Raw genomic sequence first — 24,204 nt, 5'->3', positions numbered from 1 at the left:
GCGCTTGCTTGGTTTTCAATACGGGAAACTGGCCATCGGCGAGGGCGTATAGGCCGCCCGTCCTACGGATACGGGAGGCACAGAGCTCAGGAGATCGGCCGCCGTCCGGCCAGGGCGTGGGCCAAGGTGCCGCCATCGACCAGCTCCAGCTCGCCGCCCAGCGGCACGCCATGGGCGATACGCGACAAGGTCAGGCCGCGGCCGGCCAGTAGCTGGGCGATATAGTGGGCGGTGGCCTCGCCTTCGACGGTGGGGTTGGTGGCGAGGATCACCTCGCTGAAGGCTCCGTCCCTGATCCGCGCTTCCAGTTCGGGAATGCCGATCGCCTCCGGCCCCAGGCCGTCGAGCGGCGACAGGTGTCCCTTGAGCACGAAATAGCGGCCGCGGTAGCCGGTCTGCTCCACCGCGAATACGTCCAGCGGGCCTTCCACCACGCAGAGCAGCGAGTCGTCGCGTCGCGGGTCGGCGCACTGCGGGCACAACTCCTCCTCGCTGAGGGTACGGCACTGCCGGCAATGACCGACCCCTTCCATCGCGGCGGTCAACGCCTGGGCCAGCTTCAGGCCGCCGCTGCGATCGCGCTCCAGCAGCATCAGCGCCATGCGCTGGGCCGACTTCTGCCCGACACCGGGAAGAATGCGCAGGGACTCGATCAGTTGGCGGATCAGCGGGCTGAAACTCATGCAGGACTCGTCGGATAGAGGGAGGGGAATGGCTGCCGGGCGCCGTCCGAAGAAGGCGGACCCGGCACGAACGCGGGATCAGAAGGGCATCTTGAAGCCGGGCGGCAGTTGCATGCCCGAGGTGAAGCCGGACATCTTTTCCTGGTTGTTCTGCTCGATCTTGCGCACCGCATCGTTGACCGCGGCCGCGATCAGGTCTTCGAGGATTTCCTTGTCTTCCTGCATCAGGCTGTCGTCCAGGCTGACGCGCTTGACGTCGTGGCGCCCGGTCATCACCACGCTGACCAGACCGGCGCCGGATTGCCCGGTCACTTCGGCGTTGGCCAGTTCTTCCTGCATCTTCTGCATCTTTTCCTGCATCTGCTGCGCCTGCTTCATCAGGCCGGCCATGCCACCTTTCATCATGTTCTTCACCTCGAATGTCGTCTTGTTGCGTGCGCCAAGCGCCGGTCAGGCCTTGGCTTCCAAAGGTTCGATGGTACCGTCACGGACCACCGCGGCGAACTGCTCGCGCAACTGCCGGACCAACGGGTCGGCATCGATCGATGCCTCGGCCGCCCGCTGGCGCTCGGCACGCCGGCGTGCCGCTGCCTGAGCCGGGGTCTCCTGCTCAGGCTTCTGCAGGGTCACCTCCAGTTTGAGGGTGCGCCCCAGGTGCTGGTTCAGCGCATCGTTCAGCCGCCGCTGCTGGGTGGCGTTGAACAGCGCGCTCTGGCCCGGATCGAGATGCAGATGCCAGTGGTCGCCGTCGGCAGCTACCAGCGTACAGTTGGCACCGATGCTGGCGGTCAGGCCGCCGAGGCCGAGCCGCGGGAACAGCTCCAGCCACTCCGCGGCCAGGCCGGTGGCCGGCTTCGCCGCCGGCAGCGGCTCCTCCACCACGACCACGTCAGGCTCGGGCGCGGCATCCAGGTAGGCCAGGGTATCCATGTCGACTTCGTAGTAGTCGTCTGCGGGCGGTGGCTCGTCGTCCTGCTCGTCCTGCTCGTCAGGTGCTACCGGCAACGCAGCCGGCAGGGCTTCCAGAACGGTTTCCACCACCGCCTCGACCGCCACTGCCGGAGGGACCGAGGGAGCCTCCACGGCTAGCGGCTCGGGCTCGGGCTCGGGCTCGGGCTCGGGCTCGGGCTCGGGCTCGGGCTCGGGCTCGGGCTCGGGCTCGGGCTCGGGCTCGGGCTCGGGCTCGGCAGCGAGGCTCGGCGCCGGCTCTTCCCAGGGCAAGTCGACGACCTCTGCCGCGGCGGCGGGCTCTTCGACAACCGCTTCCGTGACGCGCGCCTCGACCGCCGCCGGCGGCGCGGATGGCGCTGCCGGCGGGGCAGCCGGGGCTTCGACGGGCGCAGCCACGACAGGCGCGGGAGCAACGGTAGCGACCGGCGCAGGCGAGGCCGCGCCGGCCACGGGGGAGTTGGCGGGATCAGTCGTGGCCTTGCTGATCCCCAGGTCCTTTAGCGGCGTCCTCGGCACGCCGTCGGCGTCCGCCGGGCGGAACGCGAGCATCCGCAGCAACACCATCTCGAAGCCGCTACGCGGATCGGGCGCCAGCGGCAGGTCGCGGCGGCCGATCAGGCCCATCTGGTAATAGAACTGTACGTCTTCCGCCGGCAACGCCTGGGCCAGGGCCAGCACCCGCTCGCGGTCGCCCTGGCCATTGTCGATCGCTTCCGGCAGGGCCTGGGCGATCGCGACGCGGTGCAGCACGTTGAGTATTTCGGCAAGCACGCCGCCCCAGTCCGGGCCCTGCTCGGCCAGGTGGCGCACCGCTTCGAGCAGGGCGCGCGCATCGCCCTCCAGCAAGGCCTGGAGCACGCCATAGACCTGGCCGTGATCGAGGGTACCGAGCATCGCCCGCACGTCTGCGGCCAGCACCTTGCCCTCGCCGAAGGCGATGGCCTGGTCGGTCAGGCTCATGGCGTCACGCATCGAGCCGTCGGCGGCGCGCCCGAGCAACCACAGGGCGTCATCCTCGAAGGGCACGTTCTCGGCTCCGAGCACGTGGGTCAGGTGCTCGACCACCCGCTCCGGCGGCATGTTCTTCAGGGAGAACTGCAGACAGCGCGAGAGGATGGTCACCGGCAACTTCTGCGGGTCGGTGGTGGCCAGCAGGAACTTGACGTGCGGCGGCGGCTCCTCGAGGGTCTTGAGCAGCGCATTGAAACTGTGCGACGAGAGCATGTGCACTTCGTCGATCAGGTAGACCTTGTAGCGTCCGCGGGTCGGCGAGTACTGCACGTTGTCGAGCAGCTCGCGGGTATCCTCGACCTTGGTCCGGCTCGCGGCGTCCACTTCGATCAGGTCGACGAAGCGGCCTTCGTCGATTTCGCGACAGACCGAGCATTCGCCGCACGGCGTGGAGCTGACCCCGGTCTCGCAGTTCAGGCACTTGGCCAGGATCCGCGCGATGGTGGTCTTGCCGACCCCGCGGGTACCGGTGAACAGGTAGGCATGGTGCAGCCGCTGGTTGTCCAGGGCGTTGATCAGAGCCTTGAGCACATGGGTCTGGCCGACCATTTCACGGAAGGAACGGGGACGCCATTTACGCGCAAGAACTTGATAACTCATCGAAAACCGTCGCAGAAGGGAAGCACAAGTCGGCCAATGCTAGCGCAATTTACCCCTTCTGCGCTCGCCGACTTGGCAAACTGCGTGCTAAGAATTCCCCTGGCCCTTCAGCAGCCCTCGTCGGTGGCAATGACTCTACCTTCCCTGACATCGTTCATGCCTCATTTCGGCGCACCTGCGCTGCTCCTGCTGCAGTTGCTCGCGGCCCTGCCAGCGACGGCCGCGGAGACCGACGCGACGCCATTGCGCTTCTCGGTGATGGAAAGCTGGAGCATGCCGTTGGTCCGCCTGCAACGGGGCCAGCCGATCGACGGCATCGTCTACGACATCACCCGCTCCCTTGCCCGGCAGGTCGGCCGCAAGGCGCTCTACCACCCCTACCCGCGCGGGCGCATCGAGCAGGCGATGAAGGCTGGCGAAATCGATGTCCGCTGCTACATCAGCCCCGCCTGGCTCAGCCACGACTTCCCCGGCTATCGCTGGAGCGTCGCGCTGCTGGTGCAACGCGACATCCTGGTCGCCCGCGAAGGCTTCGCGCCGATTCCCGAGGCGCTGCCGGCCCAGCGTATCGGTACCGTCCTTGGCTACAGCTATCCCCGCTTGCAAGCGCTGTTCGACATCGGCCGACTGCGCCGCGACGATGCGCGCACCCAGGATCTGGTGCTGGAAAAGCTGCGCGCCGGCCGCTACCGCTACGCGGTCAGCCATCAACTGTCGCTGCACTGGAGCAACCGCCAGGCGCCGGGGCAGCCGCCACTCCAGGAAGCCGCGCAGCTCGAGGAAACGGCGGTGGGCTGCCTGGTGCGGGATTCCGCGGAGGTTCCGGTGGAAGCGATACTGAAGACGTTCGAGGAAATGAAGCGCAGCGGAGAGATCGAGGAGATACTGCAGCGCTACCGATGAGAGCGTCGACGGCCTGCGAAAAATGGCGGGCCTGAAATGGAGGCGGCCCCGCCAGTAGCATCCTAACGCCGGCAAGGCATCACCCGACGCCAACTGGTATCGCCTCAGGAACGGGGCGAAGTAATACAGGAAATGAAAAAGCCCGCTAGTCAGCGGGCTCCTATTAGCAGCACGCAGCTCATTCGTAGTAAGCAATGGAGCCCTTGAGCTGATCTGCGAATGTGTAGATGTCATCCAGGGAGGAGATAGGATGACGAGTTTCGTTCTTCTCTTGGTCGAACAGGCCAATGTACTTCTGACTACGATTAAAGTGAAGCCTGCAAATCGGCTTCCGGTTGTTATCGTCCAGCAACACGCCGAAGTAGCTCTGCGTATCGCGATGCACAATCCGCTTCGCATCAACGACAGCCCGAACAATAGCCTTAACGATATGAAACCCCTCCAGCTCCTCCAGCGTGGTGTGGACTCGGTCATCGTCAGTATTGCTTTCAGCCTGAGATGCCATGGAAGGCTCTGCGGGCGCCATCGTGATCGCCGGCTGAATTGCACCGCTCATGGCCGACTTCAAGCGGTCGTTGACCTGATCTCCTAGAAATTGAGACGCAGCCTTTCGGGTTAGAACACCAAACTGCTCTCGCACCTTCTGCGTGATGATTCCGTCGTATACGCGCGCAGCGAAAAACCTCACGAAATCGTCGTCAGGCTGATTGAACTGATTGGCCATTTCCCGCTTGATCTGACTCACGTACTTCAGCTCCCCAGCCGCATTGATGATCGAATCAACATCGAATGCAGCCTTGGTTAGCTTCTGGAGCTCGGGCAATACGTGCTCATCAACATCCAGCAGATCAAGCTCCAGGAACGGCTTTTCGTCCATCTTGTTGGGAGCGTCTAGGTCCGTGAAGAACTTGTAGACCTGCCCGTTAGTGAGGATGGAGATTCGGGCACTCGTGACGTGGAAGTAGCGGAAAAGCTGGCTGGCATGATTGATGTGCAAAGGCTCACCGATCTTCTTGCACTCAATCAGAATCTGAATCTGGCCATCCTTCAGAATGGCGTAGTCGATCTTCTCGCCTTTCTTGGTACCGATGTCGCAGATGTATTCAGGCGTCACCTCGGACGGGTCGAACACATCGTAGCCGAGCACAGAGTTTATGAAGGGCATCACCAAGGCAGTCTTGGTGCCTTCCTCCGTCTGGATCGCCCCGCCTTGCTGTCGAACCTTGGCTGAGAGTGCATTCAGTCGCTCTACGAATTCCATGTCACGCTCCTTGTTGAGAACACATTCATCGTAGTAACAGGCGTCGATACTGGCAATTGGCAAGCACAGCCCGCCAGTTGACCCAGCTCAAAGGCAGCAGCGAAGGCTTCGGTACGGACAGCAGAGCACCAGCTCTACAGCGATTCAGCGGTATGACGGCCTACATCAGAGAAAAGCGGACGGCTAGAATCGCCCTTACGGCGCACCACACAGGTGTACCAGGGCGCTGTCACACTCAGAGTTTTTCAGGAGAGGAAGTCCTTTAGAATTAAGGACCTACGAAATGGAGGCGGCCCCGCCAGCCACACCCCGGCACACGATGTTCCCGCTGTGGCTGCTTCCTTCCGGACCTGACCAGGTTGACGGGTAATCGTTGCGGGGGGACCGACAGGGCCACCATTGCAGCCTACCCTCGGGTAGGCCGCGCCATTCTACCGGCTTGCGCGTAAGTTACAACCACTTCAAGCACTTACGTTTGCAATCCATTTCGCGAAAGCGGTTCATTGCTGCTGGATCAGACCCTCCGGCGGCGGCTGGGTCGATACGCTCAGCTCGGTATCGACATACAGGTCCAGGGTGCCCCAGCCCGGCTTGGTGCTGAACGACGCATACTTCTCCTCACCGCGATGGAAGGAGAAGGCGATCCGGTAATCGCTGCCGCCGAACAGCTTCACCGGAAACTCGCGGACCTGGCCGGGCCGGATCTCCCCGGAGAAGGTTTCCACGCCCTGCTCCTTGTAGCTGTAGGCGATCGGCGCCGAAGCCTGGCCACTGTAATGCAGCAGGATGCGCGGCCGCTCGCTCCAACCCACGTAGGCGCCGAACAGCACCACCAATGCGAGCACGCCCAGCAACCGCTGCTTTCTTGCCTTGTCCATCGTTAACTCCAGTCTTCGGAAATCTTTCGCAGCAGCGCCGCCGCTTCAGCGGGCGACGCCGTGCTCGTCGAACAGTTTCAGCAGACCGTCTTCGTCGAGCACCTTCACGCCCAGCTCGTTGGCCTTGGCCAGCTTCGAGCCGGCGCCGGGCCCGGCGACCACGCAGTGGGTCTTGGCCGACACCGAGCCGGCCACCTTGGCGCCGAGCCCTTCCAGCTTGTCCTTGGCTACGTCCCGGCTCATCGCCTCCAAGGTGCCGGTCAGCACCCAGGTCTGCCCGGCCAGAGGCAGGCCTTCGACCGCCTTGCGCTCGCTCTGCCAATGCATGCCGAACTCACGCAACTGCGCCTCGATGGCCAGGGCACGCTGCACGTTGGCCGGCTCGTCGAAGAAATCGCGCAGGCTTTTCGCCGCTCGCTCGGGCAGACGCTCCACCTGGCGCAGATCGAGCCAGTCGGCACGGATGATGCCGTCGAGCGAACCGAAGCGGCTGGCCAGCTTTTCCGCGCCGGTGGCGGCGATGAAGGGAATGTTCAGCTTGTCGATGAAACCGGCCAGCGAGGCACAGGCGGCGAACTCCGCGGCGACCTCGCCCTCTTCCTGCAACTGCACGCCATGTTCGGCATCGCGCAACTGGGCGATCACCTGGCGGTTGTGCTCGTCGGCGAAGAAGTTGTGGATCTCGTAGGCCACCTCGGCGCCGACGTCCGGCAGGTAGGTCAACACTTCCGGCAGCGCCTTGCCGATCCGCTCGAGCGAACCCAGCGAACGCGCCAGCAGCTTGGCGGTTTCCTCGCCGACGTCGGGAATCCCCAGGGCGAAGATGAAGCGCGCCAGCGAAGGCTTGCGGCTGTCGGCGATGGCCGCCAGCAGGTTGTTGGTGGACAGCTCGGCGAACCCTTCCAGCTCGAACACCTGTTCATAGGTCAGGGTATAGAGATCCGCCGGCGAGGCGACCAGCCCGCGATCCACCAGTTGCTCGACGATCTTGTCGCCAAGACCGTCGATGTCCATTGCCCGACGCGATACGAAATGGATGATCGCCTGCTTCAACTGCGCCTGACAGGAGAGACGGCCGACGCAGCGATAGATGGCGCCCTCGCTGATCGACTCCTTGCCCTTGCTGCGCTTGACCAACTGGGTCCGCTCCACGGCCGAGCCGCAGACCGGGCAATGCTCGGGCACCTCGATCGCCTGCGCATCCGCCGGGCGGCGCTCGAGCACCACCTGCATGACCTGCGGAATCACATCGCCAGCACGGCGGATCACCACCGTATCGCCGATGCGCAGGCCCAGGCGGGCGACTTCATCCATGTTGTGCAGGGTCGCATTGGACACCGTGACGCCGGCCACCTGCACCGGCTTGAGGCGTGCCACCGGGGTCACGGCGCCGGTGCGGCCGACCTGGAACTCGACGCCCAGCAGCTCGGTCAACTCCTCGCGCGCGGGGAACTTGTGGGCGATCGCCCAACGCGGCTCGCGCGCGCGGAAGCCCAGTTCGCGCTGGAAGGCGATGCGGTTGACCTTGAACACCACGCCGTCGATCTCGTAGGCCAGCGCATCGCGTCGGCGACCGATGTCGTCGTAGTAGTCGCGGCAGGCCTGGGCGCCCTTGACCAGGCGCAGCTCGCGACTGATGGGGATACCCCAGCCGCGGAACGCCTCGAGGATGCCCACCTGGGTGTCCGGCAGCGTCCCGCTGACCTGGCCGAAGCCGTAGGCACAGAATTCCAGCGGGCGACTGGCGGTGATCTTCGAATCCAGCTGGCGCAGGCTGCCGGCCGCCGCGTTGCGCGGGTTGGCGAAGGTCTTGCCGCCGGTTTCCACGGCCTTGGCGTTGAGCGCCTCGAAACCGGCCTTGGACATGAACACCTCGCCGCGCACTTCGAGGATCTCCGGCCAGCCTTCGCCGTGCAGCTTCAGCGGTACGTTGCGAATGGTGCGTACGTTGCTGGTGATGTCCTCGCCGGTGCTGCCATCGCCGCGGGTGGCGCCGCGCACCAGTTGGCCGCGTTCGTAGAGCAGGCTGACGGCCAGGCCGTCCAGCTTCGGCTCGCAACTGTACTCGACCTCCGCGCCACCGCCGAGCAGGTCGCCGCCAGGCAACAGGTCGGCCAGTCCTTCGCGTACGCGGCGGTCGAAGTCCAGCAGGTCCTGCTCCTCGAAGGCGTTGCCGAGGCTGAGCATGGGGATCTCATGGCGCACTTCGCCGAACGCCGAGGCCGGCGTGCCGCTGACCCGCTGGGTCGGCGAGTCGGGCGTCAGCAGTTGCGGGTACTCGGCCTCCAGCGCCTGCAACTCGCGGAACAGGCGATCGTATTCGGCGTCGGGAATGCTCGGTTCGTCGAGCACGTAGTAACGGTAATTGTGGGTGTCCAGTTCGGTTCGCAGTTGCGCGATGCGTTCGGCGGCAGCCTGGGTGTCGGTCATGGTGGGAGTCCGTGAAACGAAAAGAGCAGCCTCGGCTGCTCTATAGAGTAGTTCGCCCCCTCCCGTACGAAGAAAGGGGCTGTGGCCGGATCAGCGCTTCTGCATCAGGCTGCGACGCTCATGGTCGATGATGCGCTGGCGGTAGTGCTCGATGGTCTGGGCGGTCAACACGCTGCGCTGCTCGTCCTTCAGCTCGCCGTTCAGCTCGTGGGCCAGCTTGCGCGCGGCGGCAACCATCACGTCGAAGGCCTGCTTCGGATGGCGCGGCCCCGGCAGGCCGAGGAAGAAGCTCACGGCGCGGGTGCTGAAGTTGTCGATGTCGTCCAGGTCGAAAGTGCCCGGTTTCACCGCATTGGCCATGGAGAACAGGATCTCACCATTGCCGGCCATGCTTTCGTGGCGATGGAAGATGTCCATGTCGCCGAAGCGCAGGCCGCTCTCGAGGATGTTCTGCAACAATGCCGGCCCCTTGAAGCCGCTCTCGTCGCGGGCGATGACGTTGATGATCAGCACCTCGTCGACCGGGGCGGGTTCGGCAGCAACCGCAGGGGCTTTCTCCCGCTCTTTCTCCTTGCGGCCCTTCGACTTGCCCTTGCGCGGCTCCACCGTCTCGGCGGCATCGCTCGGGTCCGCCTCCAGGGCCAGCCCCTCGTCGAGGTCCAGATCGCCCTGGCGCGGCTCTTCCTGGCGCTTGCCGCCCTTGCGTTCCTTGGCTTCGCGGGCGCTGACGCTGGGCAGGTCCTGTTCGTCGAAGGATGGCTCGCGATGCTCGACCACGCGCGCCGGCCCCAGCAGTTCAGCCGAGTCGCCGTCGTCGTCCGGCAGATTGGCGAAACTGCGGTCGAGCTTGAACTTCAACTTGCCCTTGCCGCCCCGCATCCGCCGCCAACCGTCGAAGAGAATGCCGGCGATCACGATAAGCCCGATAACGATAAGCCATTCGCGCAGACCGATATCCATGTAATTCCGTAGCCCCTAGTGAAAATGGTGAATAAAAAATGAAAAAAGGACGTCCTGTCCCTTGAAACGTGGAGCCAACCTTGTTCTGACAGAACTTTCCCACGCGATACAAAAAGTGGCCATTAAACTAACATGCCCATGCACAAGTTTACACTGCCTGACACTCAGGCTTCAGCCAATGCGACCGCCTCTTCCACGTCAACTGCAACAAGCCGTGAACAGCCCGGCTCATGCATGGTCACGCCCATCAACTGATCGGCCATTTCCATGGCGATCTTGTTGTGGGTGATATAGATGAACTGCACCTTTTCCGACATCTCCTTCACCAATCGCGCATAACGTCCGACGTTGGCATCGTCCAATGGCGCATCGACTTCGTCGAGCATGCAGAACGGCGCCGGGTTCAACTGGAAGATGGCGAATACCAGCGCCAGCGCGGTCAGCGCCTTTTCCCCGCCGGACAACAAGTGGATGGTGCTGTTCTTCTTGCCCGGCGGGCGCGCCATGATCGCCACACCGGTATCGAGTAGATCTTCGCCGGTAAGTTCCAGATATGCCGTACCGCCGCCGAATACCTTCGGGAACAATGCCTGAAGGCCAGCATTGATCTGGTCGAAGGTTTCCTTGAAACGATTGCGGGTTTCCCGGTCGATCTTGCGGATGACGTTTTCCAGCGTCTCCAGCGCTTCGGCCAGGTCGTCGTTCTGCGAGTCCAGGTAGCGCTTGCGCTCGGACTGCTGCTGGTACTCCTCGATCGCCGCCAGGTTGATCGGCCCCAGACGCTGGATGCGCGCCGCGAGACTCTCGAGACGCTCCTCCCAATCGCGTTCGCTGGCATCCAGGGGCAGGTTGGCCAGTACCGTATGCAGGTCGTAGCCGTCTTCGGCGAGCTGCTCCTGCAAGGCTTTGCGCCGCACCACCAGCCCCTGCCACTCCAGGCGCTGCTGCTCCAGCTGGCCACGCAGCAGTTGCGATTGCTGCTCGGCCTGGCCGCGGCGCTTCTCCACCTCGCGCAGTTCGCGATCGGCGTCTTCCAGGGCCAGCCGCGCCTGCTTGAGTTCGTCCTCGACGGCCATCCGCCGCTCCAGCAACTCCTCGAGCTTCATGCGTAGCTCTTCCAGCGGTGCCGCCCCCTCCTCCAGATTGAGGTTGAGCTGTTCGCAACGCTCGTTGAGGCGCGCCGACTGCTGGTCGAGGCGCTCCAGGGCCTGCTGGGTGGAATTGTGCTGCGCCTTCAGCGAGCCGACCCGCACCGCCAACTGGTGCGCATGGTCCTTGTGGGTGCGGGCATCCTGGCGAATCCGGTCGAGCCGTTCGCGCAGGGCGTCACGCTCCGCCAGCAGGGTTTCCCGGCGCTCGGTGTCCAGCGCCATGCTATCCAGCGCTTCCTGCAGGGTCAGGCGCGCCTCGCTCAGTTGCTCCTGTTCCAGCGCGCGCTGCTCGGCCAGTTCCGCCACTTCTTCGTCGAGACGGCGGCGACGCAGTACCAGTTGCTCGACCTTGGCCTGCTGCGCGGACAACTGCGCCTTCAGCTCGCCGTGCCGGCGCCCCTCCTCCTGGACCTGGCGCCGCACCTGCTCGCGCGCGCCTTCCAGCTCGCGCTGCTCGTCGCGGGCCGCAGCCAGACGCTCCTCGCCTTCGGCGACACGGGTTTCCAGGGCCTCCCGCCGCTCCTGCAACGCCTCCAGTTCCTGGGCGCGGGCGAGCATGCCGCCCTGGGCCTCGTCGCTGCGCCGGACCCGCAGGAAGTGCCGGCCGACCCAGTAGCCATCGCGACTGATCAGGCTCTCGCCGTCGTCCAGGGCGCCGCGCTGGGCGAGCGCCTGTTCCAGGGTCTCCACCGGTTTCACCCGGGCCAACCAGGGACTCAGGTCGGCGTCGGCGCGGACCTTGTCCAGCAGCGAACCGGCCGCCGTCGCGGCTCCGCGAGCGGGGCTGAGCAGGCGCAGCTCGCCCTTGCCGAAGCCGGCCAGGGCGAGCCCGTCGAAGCCGTCCAGCAAGACCGCCTGCAGATCCGCGCCGAGCACGGTCTCCACCGCCAGCTCCCAACCCGGCTCGACACGCAAGCCTTCGGCGAGGCGCGGACGTTGTTCCAGGCCCTGCTCGCGCAACCACTCCAAGGCGCCCTGTCCGGGATCGAGAGCGGCCTGCTGCAGGGCCTCCAGCGAAGCGATGCGCCCGTTCAGGCGCTGCAACTCGCCCTGCGCCTGGTGCTGTTCGGCGGCCAGTTGCTGCAATTCCTGGCGCAATTGTTCGAGTCGCTCGGCTTGGCCCTGCTCCTGCAATTGCAGTTCTTCCAGGGCCAGTTCGGCGATCGCCACCTGTTCGTTGAGTTCGAGGATCGCCGCGTCCTCGGGGTCGGCCGCCAACTGGCCACGCTCCTCCTGCAGGCGCCGCTCGCGATCCTGCAGGCGCTCCAGGCTCTGCTCCAGGTGCTGGATGCGCGACTGCTGCACCTCGGCCTGGCGGCGGGGTTCGGCGCTCTGCTGGTTGAAGGCATCCCACTGCTGCTGCCAGGCCTGCATGCCCTGCTCGGCCTGTTCCAGGGCGATGCCCGCTTCTTCCGCGGCGGCCGCGCTGAGTTCCTGTTCCGGTGCGAGCATGGCCATTTCCTCGGCCAGGGTCGCGAGCAAGGTACGGTCATGCCCGAGGTGCGATTCGGTTTCCTGGCGGGTCCGTTCGGCTTCGCGCAAGTCGTCCTGCAACTGGCGCTGGCGCTGCTGGCCATGCTGGATGCTCTGCTCGACCCGGGCGATGTCGCCGCCGACCGAATAGAAGCGCGCCTGCACCTGGTTGAAGCGTTCGGACAACTCGTGATGGCCGTCGCGCAGCCGTTCGATGCCGGCATCGGCACCGCGCTGCTCGGCCACCAGGGCCTCGAAGGCGATCTCCTGGTCGCCGATGACCCGCTCGCGCTGACCGACCTGCTCGTTCAGGTCGCGCCAGCGCACGGCACCCAGCTGGGCCTTGAGCTGGCGCTCCTCGGCCTTGTGTTCCTGGTATTTTTCCGCCGACTGGGCCTGCCGGTGCAGGCGTTCCAGTTGCCGCCCCAGCTCTTCGCGCAGGTCGGTGAGGCGTGCCAGGTTTTCCTGGGTCCGACGGATGCGGCTTTCGGTTTCGCGGCGGCGCTCCTTGTACTTGGAAATGCCCGCGGCTTCCTCGATGAAGTTGCGCAGGTCTTCCGGACGCGCCTCGATCAGCTTGGAGATCATGCCCTGTTCGATGATCGAGTAGCTGCGCGGCCCCAGGCCGGTGCCGAGGAAGATGTCGGTGATGTCGCGCCGCCGGCACTTGGTGCCGTTGAGGAAATAGGTGTTCTGCCCGTCCCGCGAGACCCGCCGGCGAATGGATATCTCGGCGTACTGGGCGTATTCGCCCACCAGGGTGGTCTCGGCGTTGTCGAAGATCAGCTCGATGCTCGCCTGGCTCACCGGCTTGCGGGTATTCGAGCCGTTGAAGATGACGTCGGTCATCGACTCGCCGCGCAGGTTCTTCGCCGAGCTTTCGCCCATCACCCAGCGCACCGCGTCGATGATGTTCGACTTGCCGCAGCCGTTCGGCCCTACCACCGCCGCCATGTTGCTGGGGAAGTTCACCGTGGTCGGATCGACGAAGGACTTGAACCCCGCCAGCTTGATGCTCTTCAGGCGCATGCGTGCGCTCCCGCCAGGGTCGCCATCAGCGTTCGGCGAGCGCGGCCAGCACCAGCTGGCAGTTGTGGCGGCCGTATTCCAGCAGGACCTCGCGGATCCTCGCCTCGTCACGGGCGATCACCGCTTGCAGGAGCTGGGCGAAACTGCCGAGGAACTGGTTCATTTCCGCCTTGCGCCGCTCCAGCGCCAGGTGGTAGGCGCGACTCACCGCCGGCAGCAGGTTTTCGACGGTCTCCTGCAGGTAGGGATTGTTCGCGAAAGGAAAGGCCGCGCGCATGATGTCGAAGCTGGCCTCGACGAAGCCGTCGATATCGCTTTGCGCCAGGTTGTTCAGCAGGCGCTGCTGGATGGCCAGGAACGGTGCCAGCTCGGCTTCGCTGCGCCAGCGCCGGGCGACGCTTTCCGCCAGCAGGATGTAGAGCTGCACGATCAGCGCGTAGAGGCTTTCCACATGTTGCGGGGACAGTTCGGACACCTGGGCGCCGCGGCGCGGCAGGATGTTCACCAGGTGGCGGCGTTCGAGAATCAGCAGCGCCTCGCGGACCGAGCCGCGACTGACGTTGAGGGTCTGGGTGACCTTCTGCTCCTGGATACGTTCCCGTTCCTTGAGTTCTCCCCGGATGATGCGTTCCGCGAGGTGGTGGGCGATCTGCTCTGCCAGGCTGTCCGGGGCCTTGAACGTCATGGTGATCCTTTTATCCAGGGGCGCGTTTTCCGGGGGTATATGGATGGGAAGTGTAACACAGGGCGTTACCCCGCCGGCTTCCCGGCGAAGCGGCGGACAGAACGAAGGTTGGGATGGGGCAGGCCGGCCAAGGGAGGACAATTGTCAGACAATCTAACAAGATAAATACGAGGACTTCCCATGTTTGCCTCGCTTTCCTCTGCCTGGATGCTGCGTCTGAAAAAGTACGGCTACTGGATCTGGCTGATCGCGGTGCTCGGCATCCCGCTCAGCTACTGGTGGTCGCTCGGTAGCGACTACCCCAACGCCTGGCCCTGGCTGGTGATCAGCGTGGTGTTCGGGCTGATCCCGATCCTCGATGCCATCGTCGGCCGCGATCCGGCCAACCCCGAGGAAGCCAGCGAAGTGCCGGAGATGGAAGCACAGGGCTACTACCGCGTACTGTCCCTGGCCACCGTCCCGCTGTTGCTGGGCATGCTCGTCTGGTCCGGCTGGATCCTCGCCCACGAGACCCGCTGGGACTGGGTCGGCCAACTGGGCTGGATCCTGTCGGTGGGCACCGTGATGGGCGCCATCGGCATCACCGTCTCCCACGAACTGATCCACAAGGACCCGCAACTGGAACAGAACGCCGGCGGCCTGCTGCTGGCAGCGGTGTGCTATGCCGGCTTCAAGGTCGAACACGTGCGCGGCCACCATGTACACGTCTCGACCCCGGAAGATGCCTCGTCCTCGCGCTACGGCCAGAGCCTCTACTCGTTCCTCCCGCACGCCTACAAGCACAACTTCCTCAACGCCTGGCGCCTGGAGGCCGAGCGCCTGAAGCGCAAGGGCCTGCCGGCCCTGCACTGGCGCAACGAGCTGATCTGGTGGTACGCCATCAGCGCCCTCTTCCTGCTCGGCTTCAGCCTGGCCTTCGGCTGGCTGGGAGCGATCTTCTTCCTCGGCCAGTCGGTGATGGCCTTCACCCTGCTGGAGATCGTCAACTACGTCGAGCACTACGGCCTGCATCGGCGGCGTCTGGACAACGGCCGCTACGAACGCACCACGCCGGAACACTCGTGGAACAGTAATTTCCTCCTGACCAACCTGTTCCTTTTCCACCTGCAGCGCCATTCCGACCACCATGCCTACGCCAAGCGCCGCTACCAGGTGCTGCGCCACTACGACAGCAGCCCGCAACTGCCCAACGGCTACGCCGGGATGATCGTCCTCGCCCTGTTCCCACCGCTCTGGCGCGCGGTGATGGACCCGAAGGTGCGCGCCTACTATGCCGGCGAGGAATACCAGCTTACCGACACCCAGCGCATCTGAGCGTCCCGCCCCTGGGAAACGGCACCTTCGGGTGCCGTTTTCGTTTATGGGGAAACTGACTGACCTACAGGTCAAAAAATTATTTGACTCAAAAGTCAGTTTTTTCTAGATTCGCCTCCATAGCTCCTACCGTGGAGCCCTGTGCGGAAACCGCCCCACTCCGGCCGGTTCTCCTGCAAGGCCTAGAATTCAATAACAAGAACCCGCCTGGAGGCACGCCTTGATCAGGTTCCTGCTCAACCGGGAGATCCGCGTCGAAGAACGCCTGGACCCCAACCTCACCGTCCTCGACTACCTGCGCCGGCACCTCGGCAAGACCGGCACCAAGGAAGGCTGCGCCTCCGGCGATTGCGGCGCCTGCACCGTGGTGGTCGGCGAACTGGTCACCGGCGAGGATGGTGCCGAACGCATCCGCTATCGCAGCCTGAACTCCTGCCTGACCTTCGTTTCCGCCCTTCACGGCAAGCAATTGATCACCGTCGAGGACCTCAAGCACCAGGACCGCCTGCACGACGTGCAGCAGGCGATGGTCGACTGCCATGGCTCGCAGTGCGGGTTCTGCACGCCGGGCTTCGTCATGTCGCTGTTCGCCCTGCAGAAGAACAGCGCCGGCGCCGATCCGGCCAAGGCCCACGAGGCGCTCGCCGGCAACCTCTGCCGCTGCACCGGCTACCGGCCGATCCTCGACGCCGCCGAGCAGGCCTGCTGCCACAAGCGCGCAGACCAGTTCGACGCCCGGGAAGCCGCCACCATCGAGCAATTGCGCGCCATCGCTCCGCGCGAAACCGCCGAGCTGAACAGCGGTGACCGGCGCTGCCTGCTGCCGCTCACCGTCGCCGACCTGGCCGACCTCTACGGCGCCAATCCGCAGGCACGCCTGCTGGCCGGCGGCACCGACCTGGCGCTGGAGATCACCCAGTTCCATCGCGAACTGCCGGTGATGATCTATGTCGGCCACATCCGCGAAATGAAACGCATCGAAGTGGGCGCCAACTGCCTGGAAATCGGCGCCGCCACCCCGCTGACCGACTGCTACCAGGCGCTGGCCGCGGACTACCCGGACTTCGGCGAGTTGCTGCAGCGTTTCGCGTCCCTGCAGATCCGCAACCAGGGCACTCTCGGCGGCAATATCGGCAACGCCTCGCCGATCGGCGACGCCCCGCCGCTGCTGATCGCCCTCGGCGCGAAGATCGTCCTGCGCCGCGGCGAACGGCGCCGCGAGCTGCCGCTGGAGGAGTACTTCCTCGACTACAAGGTCACCGCCCGCGAAGAAGGCGAATTCATCGAGAAGATCCTGGTCCCGCGTGCCCGGCCCAGCCAGGCGTTCAAGGCCTACAAGGTCTCCAAGCGCATCGACGACGATATTTCCGCGGTCTGCGCCGCCATCAGCCTCGACCTGGAAGATGGCCGGATCGTCCGCGCCAGGGTCGCCTTCGGCGGCATGGCGGCGATTCCCAAGCGCGCCGCCGCCTGCGAAGCGGCGCTGCAAGGCGCGCGCCTGGAAGCCGCCAGCTTCGAACGCGCCGCCGCCGCCCTGGCGAACGACTTCACCCCGCTCAGCGACTTCCGCGCGAGCAAGGAATATCGCCTGCTGACCGCGCAGAACCTGCTGCGCAAATGCTTCCTGGAGCTGCACGCTCCCGCCGTCGAAACCCGGGTGACCGCCTATGTCTAACCATCGCAAGCCGCACAAGAGCCAGGAAGAGCTGGCCGACCTGTTCCGCGCCGAGCTGACCACCGGAGTCGGCCGCAGCGTCAAGCACGAAAGCGCCCCCAAGCACGTCAGCGGCGAGGCGATCTACATCGACGATCGCCTGGAGTTTCCCAACCAGTTGCACGTCTATGCGCGCCTGAGCGAGCGCGCCCACGCCCGCATCACCCGCCTCGACGTGACGCCCTGCTACCAGTTCCCCGGCGTCGCCATCGCCCTCACCGCCGCCGACGTTCCCGGCCAGCTCGACATCGGCCCGGTGGTGGCCGGCGACCCGCTGCTGGCCGATGGCAAGGTGGAGTATGTCGGACAGATGGTCCTGGCGGTCGCCGCCGACAGCCTGGAAACCGCGCGCAAGGCGGCCATGGCGGCGATCGTCGAGTACGAAGACCTGGAGCCGGTGCTCGACGTGGTCGAGGCCCTGCGCAAGCGCCATTTCGTCCTCGACAGCCACCAGCACCGCATCGGCGATTCCGCCGCCGCGCTGGCCGGCGCGCCGCATCGCCTGCAAGGCACGCTGCACATCGGCGGCCAGGAGCATTTCTACCTGGAGACGCAGATTTCCTCGGTAATGCCCAGCGAAGACGGCGGCATGATCGTCTATTGCTCGACGCAGAACCCCACCGAAGTGCAGAAGCTGGTGGCTGAGGTCCTCGGGGTTTCCTTCAACCGCATCGTCATCGACATGCGCCGCATGGGCGGCGGCTTCGGCGGCAAGGAAACCCAGGCCGCGGCGCCGGCCTGCCTGTGCGCGGTGGTCGCCTACCACACCGGGCGTCCGGCGAAGATGCGCCTGCCGCGCATGGAGGACATGCAGATCACCGGCAAGCGTCACCCGTTCTACGTCGAATACGACGTCGGCTTCGACGACGATGGCCGCCTGCACGGCATCCAGATCGACCTGGCCGGCAATTGCGGCTATTCGCCGGACCTCTCCGGCTCGATCGTCGACCGCGCCATGTTCCACTCGGACAACGCCTACTTCCTGGGTAACGCCACCATCAACGGCCACCGTTGCAAGACCAACACCGCCTCGAACACCGCCTACCGCGGTTTCGGCGGGCCCCAGGGAATGGTCGCCATCGAGGAGATCATGGACGCCGTGGCCCGCAGCCTGGGCAAGGACCCGCTGGAGGTGCGCAAGCTCAACTACTACGGCAAGAACGAGCGCAACGTCACCCATTACCACCAGACCGTCGAGCACAACCTGTTGGCGGAGATGACCGCCGAGCTGGAAGCGAGCAGCGAGTACGCCCGCCGCCGCGAGGAAATCCGTGCCTTCAATGCCGCCAGCCCGGTCCTGAAGAAAGGCCTGGCGCTGACCCCGGTGAAGTTCGGCATTTCGTTCACCGCGACCTTCCTCAACCAGGCAGGTGCGCTGATCCACATCTATACCGACGGCAGCATCCACCTGAACCATGGCGGCACCGAGATGGGCCAGGGCCTCAATACCAAGGTCGCCCAGGTGGTCGCCGAGGTCTTCCAGGTCGACGTGGAGCGCATCCAGATCACCGCCACCAATACCGACAAGGTACCCAATACCTCCCCCACCGCCGCCTCCTCGGGCACCGACCTGAACGGCAAGGCCGCGCAGAATGCCGCCGAAACCATCAAGCGGCGCCTGGTGGAGTTCGCCGCGCGGCACTGGAAGGTCAGCGAGGAAGACATCGAGTTCCGCAACAACCAGGTGCGTATCCGCGAGCTGATCCTGCCGTTCGAGGAACTGATCCAGCAGGCCTACTTCGGCCAGGTCTCGTTGTCCAGCACCGGCTTCTACCGCACGCCGAAGATCTTCTACGACCGCGAACAGGCCCGTGGCCGGCCCTTCTACTATTTCGCCTACGGCGCCGCCTGCTCGGAGGTGGTAGTCGATACCCTCACCGGCGAATACCGCATGCTGCGCACCGACATCCTGCATGACGTCGGCGACTCGCTGAACCCGGCCATCGACATCGGCCAGGTCGAAGGCGGCTTCGTCCAGGGCATGGGCTGGCTGACCATGGAGGAACTGGTCTGGAACGCCAAGGGCAAGCTGATGACCAGCGGCCCGGCCAGCTACAAGATTCCCGCCGTCGCCGACATGCCGCTGGACCTGCGGGTGAAACTGCTGGAGAACCGCAAGAATCCGGAGCAGACCGTGTTCCATTCCAAGGCCGTGGGCGAGCCGCCGTTCATGCTCGGCATCTCGGTCTGGTGCGCGATCAAGGACGCCGTGGCCAGCCTCGCCGACTACCGCGCGCAACCCGCCATCGACGCGCCGGCGACGCCCGAGCGGGTGCTCTGGGGCGTGGAACAGATGCGCCGGCTGAAGGCCGCCCAGGCGCAAGCGGCGGACGCCGCGGTCGAACCGGCCTGAACCGCCGCGATCGGGAGGATGACGAGATGAACTGGATCAGCGCCCTGGCCGAGTTGCAGCGTAGCGGCGAACCTTGCGTCCTGGTGACCATCATCGAGGAGCGCGGCTCGACCCCGCGCAACGCCGGCTCGAAGATGGTGGTCAGCGCCGAGCGGCTCTACGACACCATCGGCGGCGGCCACCTGGAATACAGGGCCCAGGCCATTGCCCGGGAAATGCTCGCCGCGCGGACCCAGGACACCCGCCTGGAGCGCTTCAGCCTGGGCGCCAGTCTCGGCCAGTGCTGCGGCGGCGCCACGGTGCTGCTGTTCGAGCCGATGGGCCAGCCGCAGGCACACATCGCCGTGTTCGGCGCGGGCCACGTCGGTCGCGCCCTGGTACCCTTGCTCGCCAGCCTGCCCTGCCGGGTGCGCTGGATCGATTCGCGGGAACACGAATTTCCCGCGCTCCTGCCCGACGGCGTGGAGAAAGTGGTGAACGACGAAGTGCTCGACGAGGTCGAGCGGATGCCGCCCGGCAGCCACTTCATCGTCATGACCCACAATCACCCGCTGGACCTGGAGCTTACCGCGGCGATCCTGGCGCGCAACGACTTCGCCTACTTCGGCCTGATCGGCTCGAAGACCAAGCGCGTCAAGTTCGAGCACCGCCTGCGCGAACGTGGCGTCGACGCCGAACGCCTGCAACGGATGCGCTGCCCGATGGGCCTGGAGCAGGTGAAAGGCAAGCTGCCGGCGGAGATCGCCATCTCCATCGCCGGCGAGGTGATCGCCACCTACAACGCCGCCTTCGGCCTGGAACGCAAGCAGGGGCCGTCGAGCGTCACCCGGCTGACCCCGGAGTCGCGCCGCGCCCACGAATCCTGAGCGGCCTCCCGCTCCCCCGCGTCCGCCGGCAGGCGGCGGACCTCCCACGAACCTTTTTTCGAGACTGCCATGACCCGCAACGCCAAAGCCTACCGCGCCGCCATCCTGCACAGCATCGCCGACCCCGCAGAGGTCGGCGTCGAACGCTCCTACGAATACTTCGAGGACGGCCTGTTGCTGGTGGAGGACGGCAAGGTCGCTCGCCTCGGTGACGCCGAGGCCCTGCTCGGCGAGATCGGCGACGTCGAGGTCTTCGAGTACCGCGACGCGCTGATCACCCCCGGCTTCATCGACACCCACATCCATTTCCCGCAGACCGGGATGATCGCCTCCTACGGCGAGCAACTGCTGGACTGGCTGAACACCTATACCTTCCCCACCGAACGCCAGTTCGGCGACCAGGCCCACGCCGACCAGGTCGCCGAGATCTTCCTGCAGGAACTGCTGCGCAACGGCACCACCACCGCGCTGGTCTTCGGCAGCGTGCACCGGCAATCGGTGGAATCGCTGTTCGAGGCCGCCCGGCGCCTGGACCTGCGCCTGATCGCCGGCAAGGTGATGATGGACCGCAACGCGCCGGACTACCTGACCGACACCGCCGAGAGCAGCTACCGCGACAGCAAGGCGCTGATCGAGCGCTGGCACGGCCAGGGCCGTCTGCTCTACGCGGTGACCCCGCGCTTCGCCCCGACCAGCACCGCGGAACAGCTGGACATGGCGGCGCGGCTGCTGCGCGAGCATCCCGGCGTATACCTGCACACCCACCTGTCGGAGAACCTCAAGGAAATCGAGTGGGTGAAGGAGCTGTTCCCCGAGCGCAGCGGCTACCTGGACGTCTACGACCACCACGGCCTGCTCGGGCCGCGCTCGGTGTTCGCCCATGGCGTGCACCTGTGCGACGGCGAATGCCAGCGCCTGGCGGAGACTGGCTCGGCAGTGGCGTTCTGCCCGACCTCCAACCTGTTCCTCGGCAGCGGTCTGTTCGACCTGCCGAAGCTGGAGCGCTACAAGGTCAAGGTCGGCCTCGGCACCGATGTCGGCGCCGGCACCAGCTTCTCCCAGCTGCAGTCCCTGAACGAGGCGTACAAGGTCATGCAGTTGCAGGGCGCCCGCCTCGATCCGTTCAAGTCGCTCTACCTCGCCACCCTCGGCGGCGCCCGCGCGCTGGAGCTGGACGACCGGATCGGCAGCTTCGCCACCGGCAACGAGGCGGACTTCGTGGTCCTCGACTACCACGCCACCCCGCTGCTCTCCTACCGCCTGAGCCAGGCCGGCAGCCTGGCCGAACGGCTGTTCGCGCTGACCATCCTCGGCGACGACCGCACGGTGAAGGAAACCTTCGCCGCCGGTCGCTCGGTGCATCGCCGCGACTGACACGCTCATGAAAAAAGCCCCGAAGGTGTCCGAACTCTAGCTGGGGGGAGCCACACTTCTGCACTGCTGAGTTTCGCGTGGCTGAGTCACCTGTATCGGTGGGCTGGAGCGGTCCTTAAATAGGCCACTGCTGGCCGGAGGCAGTCTCCCGGCCACCCTCACTCCCCCACCCGCCCCTCGACCCTCCGCAAGCGCGCCATGCTGTACACATCCACGAAGCGCCCATCCCGCACCGCGTAGTCGCGCATCTCTCCTTCGGTCTCGAAGCCGAACTTGCGATACAGCGCCAGCGCCGGGGCGTTGTCGGTGTAGACGGTGAGTTCGACGCGGCGCAGGTTCATCCAGTTGTCGGCGATGTCCAGCAGTTCGCCGAGCAGGCGGCTGCCGACGCCCTTGCCCTGCCAGGCGACGGCGACGCCCATGCCGATGCTGCCGCTGTGGCTGCGGCGGATGCGCGGGTGCTGTTCGAGGCTGGCGCTGCCGATGACGTCGCCCTGGTGCAGGGCGACGAGGATCAGCAGGCGGTCGTCGTCCGCGCTGTCGTGCAGGCGCTTGCGGCGCTGCTCCACCGACTGGTAGGGCATCTGCAGGACCTGGCGGGCCACGGCGGGGTCGTTGTACAGGGCGGTGAGGCCTTCCACGTGGCGTTCGCTGTAGCGTTCGAGGCGGATCGTCGGCGATTCGGCGGTCATTGCGGTCATCCCTGGGCTGTCTGGCCACCCAGCATAAGCGTCTGCGCCGGGCTCGACCAGCCGGTCGGAGATCGCGCTTTCCCTGCCGCGCGGCTCTGGCTAAGCTCGACCTTCGAACAACGAAAGGACGCCAGCATGGTCCAGAGCGCCCCAGCCAGCGAAATCGCCGCCCTCATCCTGCGCGGTTTCGACGATTACCGAGAGCAGTTCCGCGAGATCACCGACGGCGCCCGTGCCCGCTTCGAGCAGGCGCAGTGGCAGGAAGCGCAGCGCGCCTCGGCGCAGCGGATCAACCTCTACGAGGAAAAGGTCGCCGAGACGGTGGCCGGGCTGCGCGCGGGGCTGGCCGACAGCGAGCTGCTGGACGTGGAGCGCTGGCCGATCATCAAGAGCGCCTACATCGCGCAGATCGACCTGCGGCTGGACGACGAGCTGGCCGAGACCTGGTTCAACTCGATCTTCTGCGGGCTGTTCAGCCACGACAACATCAGCGACGGCACGATGTTCGTGCACACCACCCGGCCCTCGCTGCGCGCCCACGCCCGCGCGCCCTACACCCGCACCTACCGGCCGGGCGGCGACCTGCGCCAGGCGCTGGAGAAGATCTTCGACGACTACCGCTTCGACGTGCCCTACGACGACCGCGAGCGCGACCTCGAACGGATCGACGCACTGCTGCACAGCAACCTGCCGGACTGGGTGTGCAAGGACCCGGACCTGGCCATCGAGCTGATCGGCTCGGTGTTCTATCGCAACAAGGGCGCCTACCTGGTGGGCCGCCTGTTCACCCCGGACGAGCAGTGGCCGCTGGTGTTCCCGCTGCTGCACCGCGAGGGCCACGGTATCCAGTTCGACACGGTGATCACCGACGAGGCGGAAGTCTCGATCATCTTCTCCTTCACCCGCTCCTACTTCATGGTCGACGTGCCGGTGCCGGCCGAGCTGGTGGCCTTCCTCAAACGTCTGCTGCCGGGCAAGCACCTGGCCGAGCTGTACACCTCGATCGGCTTCTACAAGCAGGGCAAGAGCGAGTTCTACCGCGCCCTGATCAACCACCTGGCGACCACCGACGACCGCTTCGTCATGGCCCCCGGCGTGCGCGGCATGGTGATGAGCGTGTTCACCCTGCCCGGCTTCAACACGGTGTTCAAGATCATCAAGGACCGCTTCAACCCGTCGAAGAGCGTCGACCACGCCACGGTGATCCAGAAGTACCAGTTGGTGAAGAACCACGACCGGGTCGGACGCCTGGCCGACACCCAGCAGTTCGCCGACTTCCGCTTCCCGGTGAGCAAGTTCGAGCCGGAGTGCCTGGCCGAACTGCTGGAAGTGGCGCCGTCGACGGTGGTGATGGAAGGCGACGTGGTGCTGATCCGCCACTGCTGGACGGAGCGGCGCATGACCCCACTGAACATCTACCTGGAGAACGCCAGCGAGGCGCAGACCCGCGAGGCGCTGAACGACTACGGGCTGGCGATCAAGCAACTGGCGGCGGCGAACATCTTCCCCGGCGACATGCTGCTGAAGAACTTCGGCGTGACCCGCCATGGCCGGGTGGTGTTCTACGACTACGACGAGATCTGCTACCTCACCGAGGTGAACTTCCGCTACATCCCCGAGCCGCGCTTCCCCGAGGACGAGATGTCGTCCGAGCCCTGGTATTCGGTGGGGCCCAACGACGTGTTCCCGGAAGAATTCCCGCGCTTCCTGTTCGTCGACCTCAACCAGCGCCGGCTATTCGCCAAGCTGCACGGCAACCTCTACGACGCCAAATACTGGCAGGGCCTCCAGGAGCAGATCCGCGAGGGCAAGGTGATCGACGTGTTTCCCTATCGGCGGCAGGAGACGCCTGAGCAGTTGCTCGGGTAGGTGCGGA

At 65.5% G+C, this 24,204-nt stretch carries 17 protein-coding genes and 1 other RNA gene; 7 read left to right on the top strand and 11 right to left on the bottom strand.

Annotated elements, in window-relative coordinates:
• Positions 1-86 precede the first annotated feature (86 nt).
• The 3 genes from recR to dnaX form a co-directional block, all read right to left on the bottom strand.
• Positions 87-683, bottom strand: coding sequence for a recombination mediator RecR (gene recR, locus JHD77_RS10715; RefSeq protein WP_003087237.1), 597 nt, complete (start codon positions 681-683; stop codon positions 87-89).
• 78 nt (positions 684-761) lie between these two features.
• Positions 762-1,088: a YbaB/EbfC family nucleoid-associated protein gene (locus JHD77_RS10710; protein WP_003087236.1), complete on the bottom strand. Its 327-nt coding sequence runs from the start codon at positions 1,086-1,088 to the stop codon at positions 762-764.
• 45 nt (positions 1,089-1,133) lie between these two features.
• Positions 1,134-3,245, bottom strand: a complete 2,112-nt coding sequence (gene dnaX, locus JHD77_RS10705) for a DNA polymerase III subunit gamma/tau (RefSeq protein ID WP_023110180.1) — start codon at positions 3,243-3,245, stop codon at positions 1,134-1,136.
• Positions 3,246-3,281: 36 nt separating this feature from the next.
• On the opposite strand from dnaX, the gene JHD77_RS10700 reads away from it, so the two are divergent.
• The gene (locus tag JHD77_RS10700; RefSeq protein WP_031278138.1) at positions 3,282-4,148 is read left to right on the top strand and encodes a substrate-binding periplasmic protein; all 867 of its coding nucleotides are present in this window, start codon (positions 3,282-3,284) and stop codon (positions 4,146-4,148) included.
• A 178-nt stretch (positions 4,149-4,326) separates the two neighbouring features.
• On the opposite strand, the gene JHD77_RS10695 is transcribed toward JHD77_RS10700, so the two are convergent.
• The 7 genes from JHD77_RS10695 to JHD77_RS10665 all read right to left on the bottom strand — a co-directional run bounded on the left by JHD77_RS10695 (position 4,327) and on the right by JHD77_RS10665 (position 14,015).
• Positions 4,327-5,409, bottom strand: coding sequence for a type I restriction endonuclease (locus tag JHD77_RS10695; RefSeq protein ID WP_003133016.1), 1,083 nt, complete (start codon positions 5,407-5,409; stop codon positions 4,327-4,329).
• Between the two features lie 293 nt (positions 5,410-5,702).
• Positions 5,703-5,799: signal recognition particle sRNA small type (ffs, locus tag JHD77_RS10690), an RNA gene on the bottom strand.
• A gap of 110 nt (positions 5,800-5,909) precedes the next feature.
• Complete coding sequence (locus JHD77_RS10685) at positions 5,910-6,287, bottom strand: hypothetical protein (RefSeq protein WP_003083354.1); 378 nt, start codon at positions 6,285-6,287, stop codon at positions 5,910-5,912.
• A gap of 45 nt (positions 6,288-6,332) precedes the next feature.
• Positions 6,333-8,717 carry an NAD-dependent DNA ligase LigA gene (ligA, locus tag JHD77_RS10680; protein WP_003083353.1) on the bottom strand — a complete coding sequence of 795 codons (2,385 nt, stop codon included), beginning with the start codon at positions 8,715-8,717 and terminating at the stop codon, positions 6,333-6,335.
• 90 nt (positions 8,718-8,807) lie between these two features.
• On the bottom strand, positions 8,808-9,677 hold the full coding sequence (gene zipA / locus JHD77_RS10675; protein WP_003083352.1) for a cell division protein ZipA: 870 nt from the start codon (positions 9,675-9,677) through the stop codon (positions 8,808-8,810).
• A gap of 164 nt (positions 9,678-9,841) precedes the next feature.
• Positions 9,842-13,330 carry a chromosome segregation protein SMC gene (smc, locus tag JHD77_RS10670; RefSeq protein ID WP_003083351.1) on the bottom strand — a complete coding sequence of 1,163 codons (3,489 nt, stop codon included), beginning with the start codon at positions 13,328-13,330 and terminating at the stop codon, positions 9,842-9,844.
• A gap of 25 nt (positions 13,331-13,355) precedes the next feature.
• On the bottom strand, positions 13,356-14,015 hold the full coding sequence (locus tag JHD77_RS10665) for a GntR family transcriptional regulator (protein WP_003087224.1): 660 nt from the start codon (positions 14,013-14,015) through the stop codon (positions 13,356-13,358).
• A gap of 180 nt (positions 14,016-14,195) precedes the next feature.
• On the opposite strand from JHD77_RS10665, the gene alkB2 reads away from it, so the two are divergent.
• The 5 genes from alkB2 (at position 14,196) to guaD (ending at position 21,636) form a co-directional block, all read left to right on the top strand.
• Entirely contained in the window at positions 14,196-15,329 is a 1,134-nt protein-coding gene (gene alkB2 / locus JHD77_RS10660; RefSeq protein ID WP_003083349.1) for an alkane 1-monooxygenase AlkB2, read from the top strand.
• 220 nt (positions 15,330-15,549) lie between these two features.
• A complete protein-coding gene (gene xdhA / locus JHD77_RS10655; protein WP_034022147.1) occupies positions 15,550-17,004 on the top strand; it encodes a xanthine dehydrogenase small subunit in 1,455 nt (484 codons plus the stop codon).
• A complete protein-coding gene (gene xdhB / locus JHD77_RS10650) occupies positions 16,997-19,396 on the top strand; it encodes a xanthine dehydrogenase molybdopterin binding subunit (RefSeq protein ID WP_003102015.1) in 2,400 nt (799 codons plus the stop codon). Before xdhA ends, xdhB begins: the two co-directional genes overlap by 8 nt.
• Positions 19,397-19,422: 26 nt before the next feature.
• Complete coding sequence (gene xdhC / locus JHD77_RS10645) at positions 19,423-20,262, top strand: xanthine dehydrogenase accessory protein XdhC (RefSeq protein WP_003083344.1); 840 nt, start codon at positions 19,423-19,425, stop codon at positions 20,260-20,262.
• Between the two features lie 69 nt (positions 20,263-20,331).
• Positions 20,332-21,636, top strand: coding sequence for a guanine deaminase (gene guaD / locus JHD77_RS10640; protein ID WP_003117776.1), 1,305 nt, complete (start codon positions 20,332-20,334; stop codon positions 21,634-21,636).
• A gap of 158 nt (positions 21,637-21,794) precedes the next feature.
• Here guaD and JHD77_RS10635 read toward each other — a convergent pair whose 3' ends face one another.
• A complete protein-coding gene (locus JHD77_RS10635; protein WP_003082887.1) occupies positions 21,795-22,328 on the bottom strand; it encodes a GNAT family N-acetyltransferase in 534 nt (177 codons plus the stop codon).
• A gap of 135 nt (positions 22,329-22,463) precedes the next feature.
• Between JHD77_RS10635 and aceK the strand changes: the two genes are divergently transcribed.
• Entirely contained in the window at positions 22,464-24,197 is a 1,734-nt protein-coding gene (gene aceK, locus JHD77_RS10630; RefSeq protein ID WP_003082886.1) for a bifunctional isocitrate dehydrogenase kinase/phosphatase, read from the top strand.
• Positions 24,198-24,204 lie beyond the last annotated feature (7 nt).

The organism is Pseudomonas sp. P20 (genome assembly GCF_016463925.1).
Taxonomy (GTDB): domain Bacteria; phylum Pseudomonadota; class Gammaproteobacteria; order Pseudomonadales; family Pseudomonadaceae; genus Pseudomonas; species Pseudomonas aeruginosa.
This window is presented reverse-complemented; position numbering and strand designations above follow the sequence as displayed.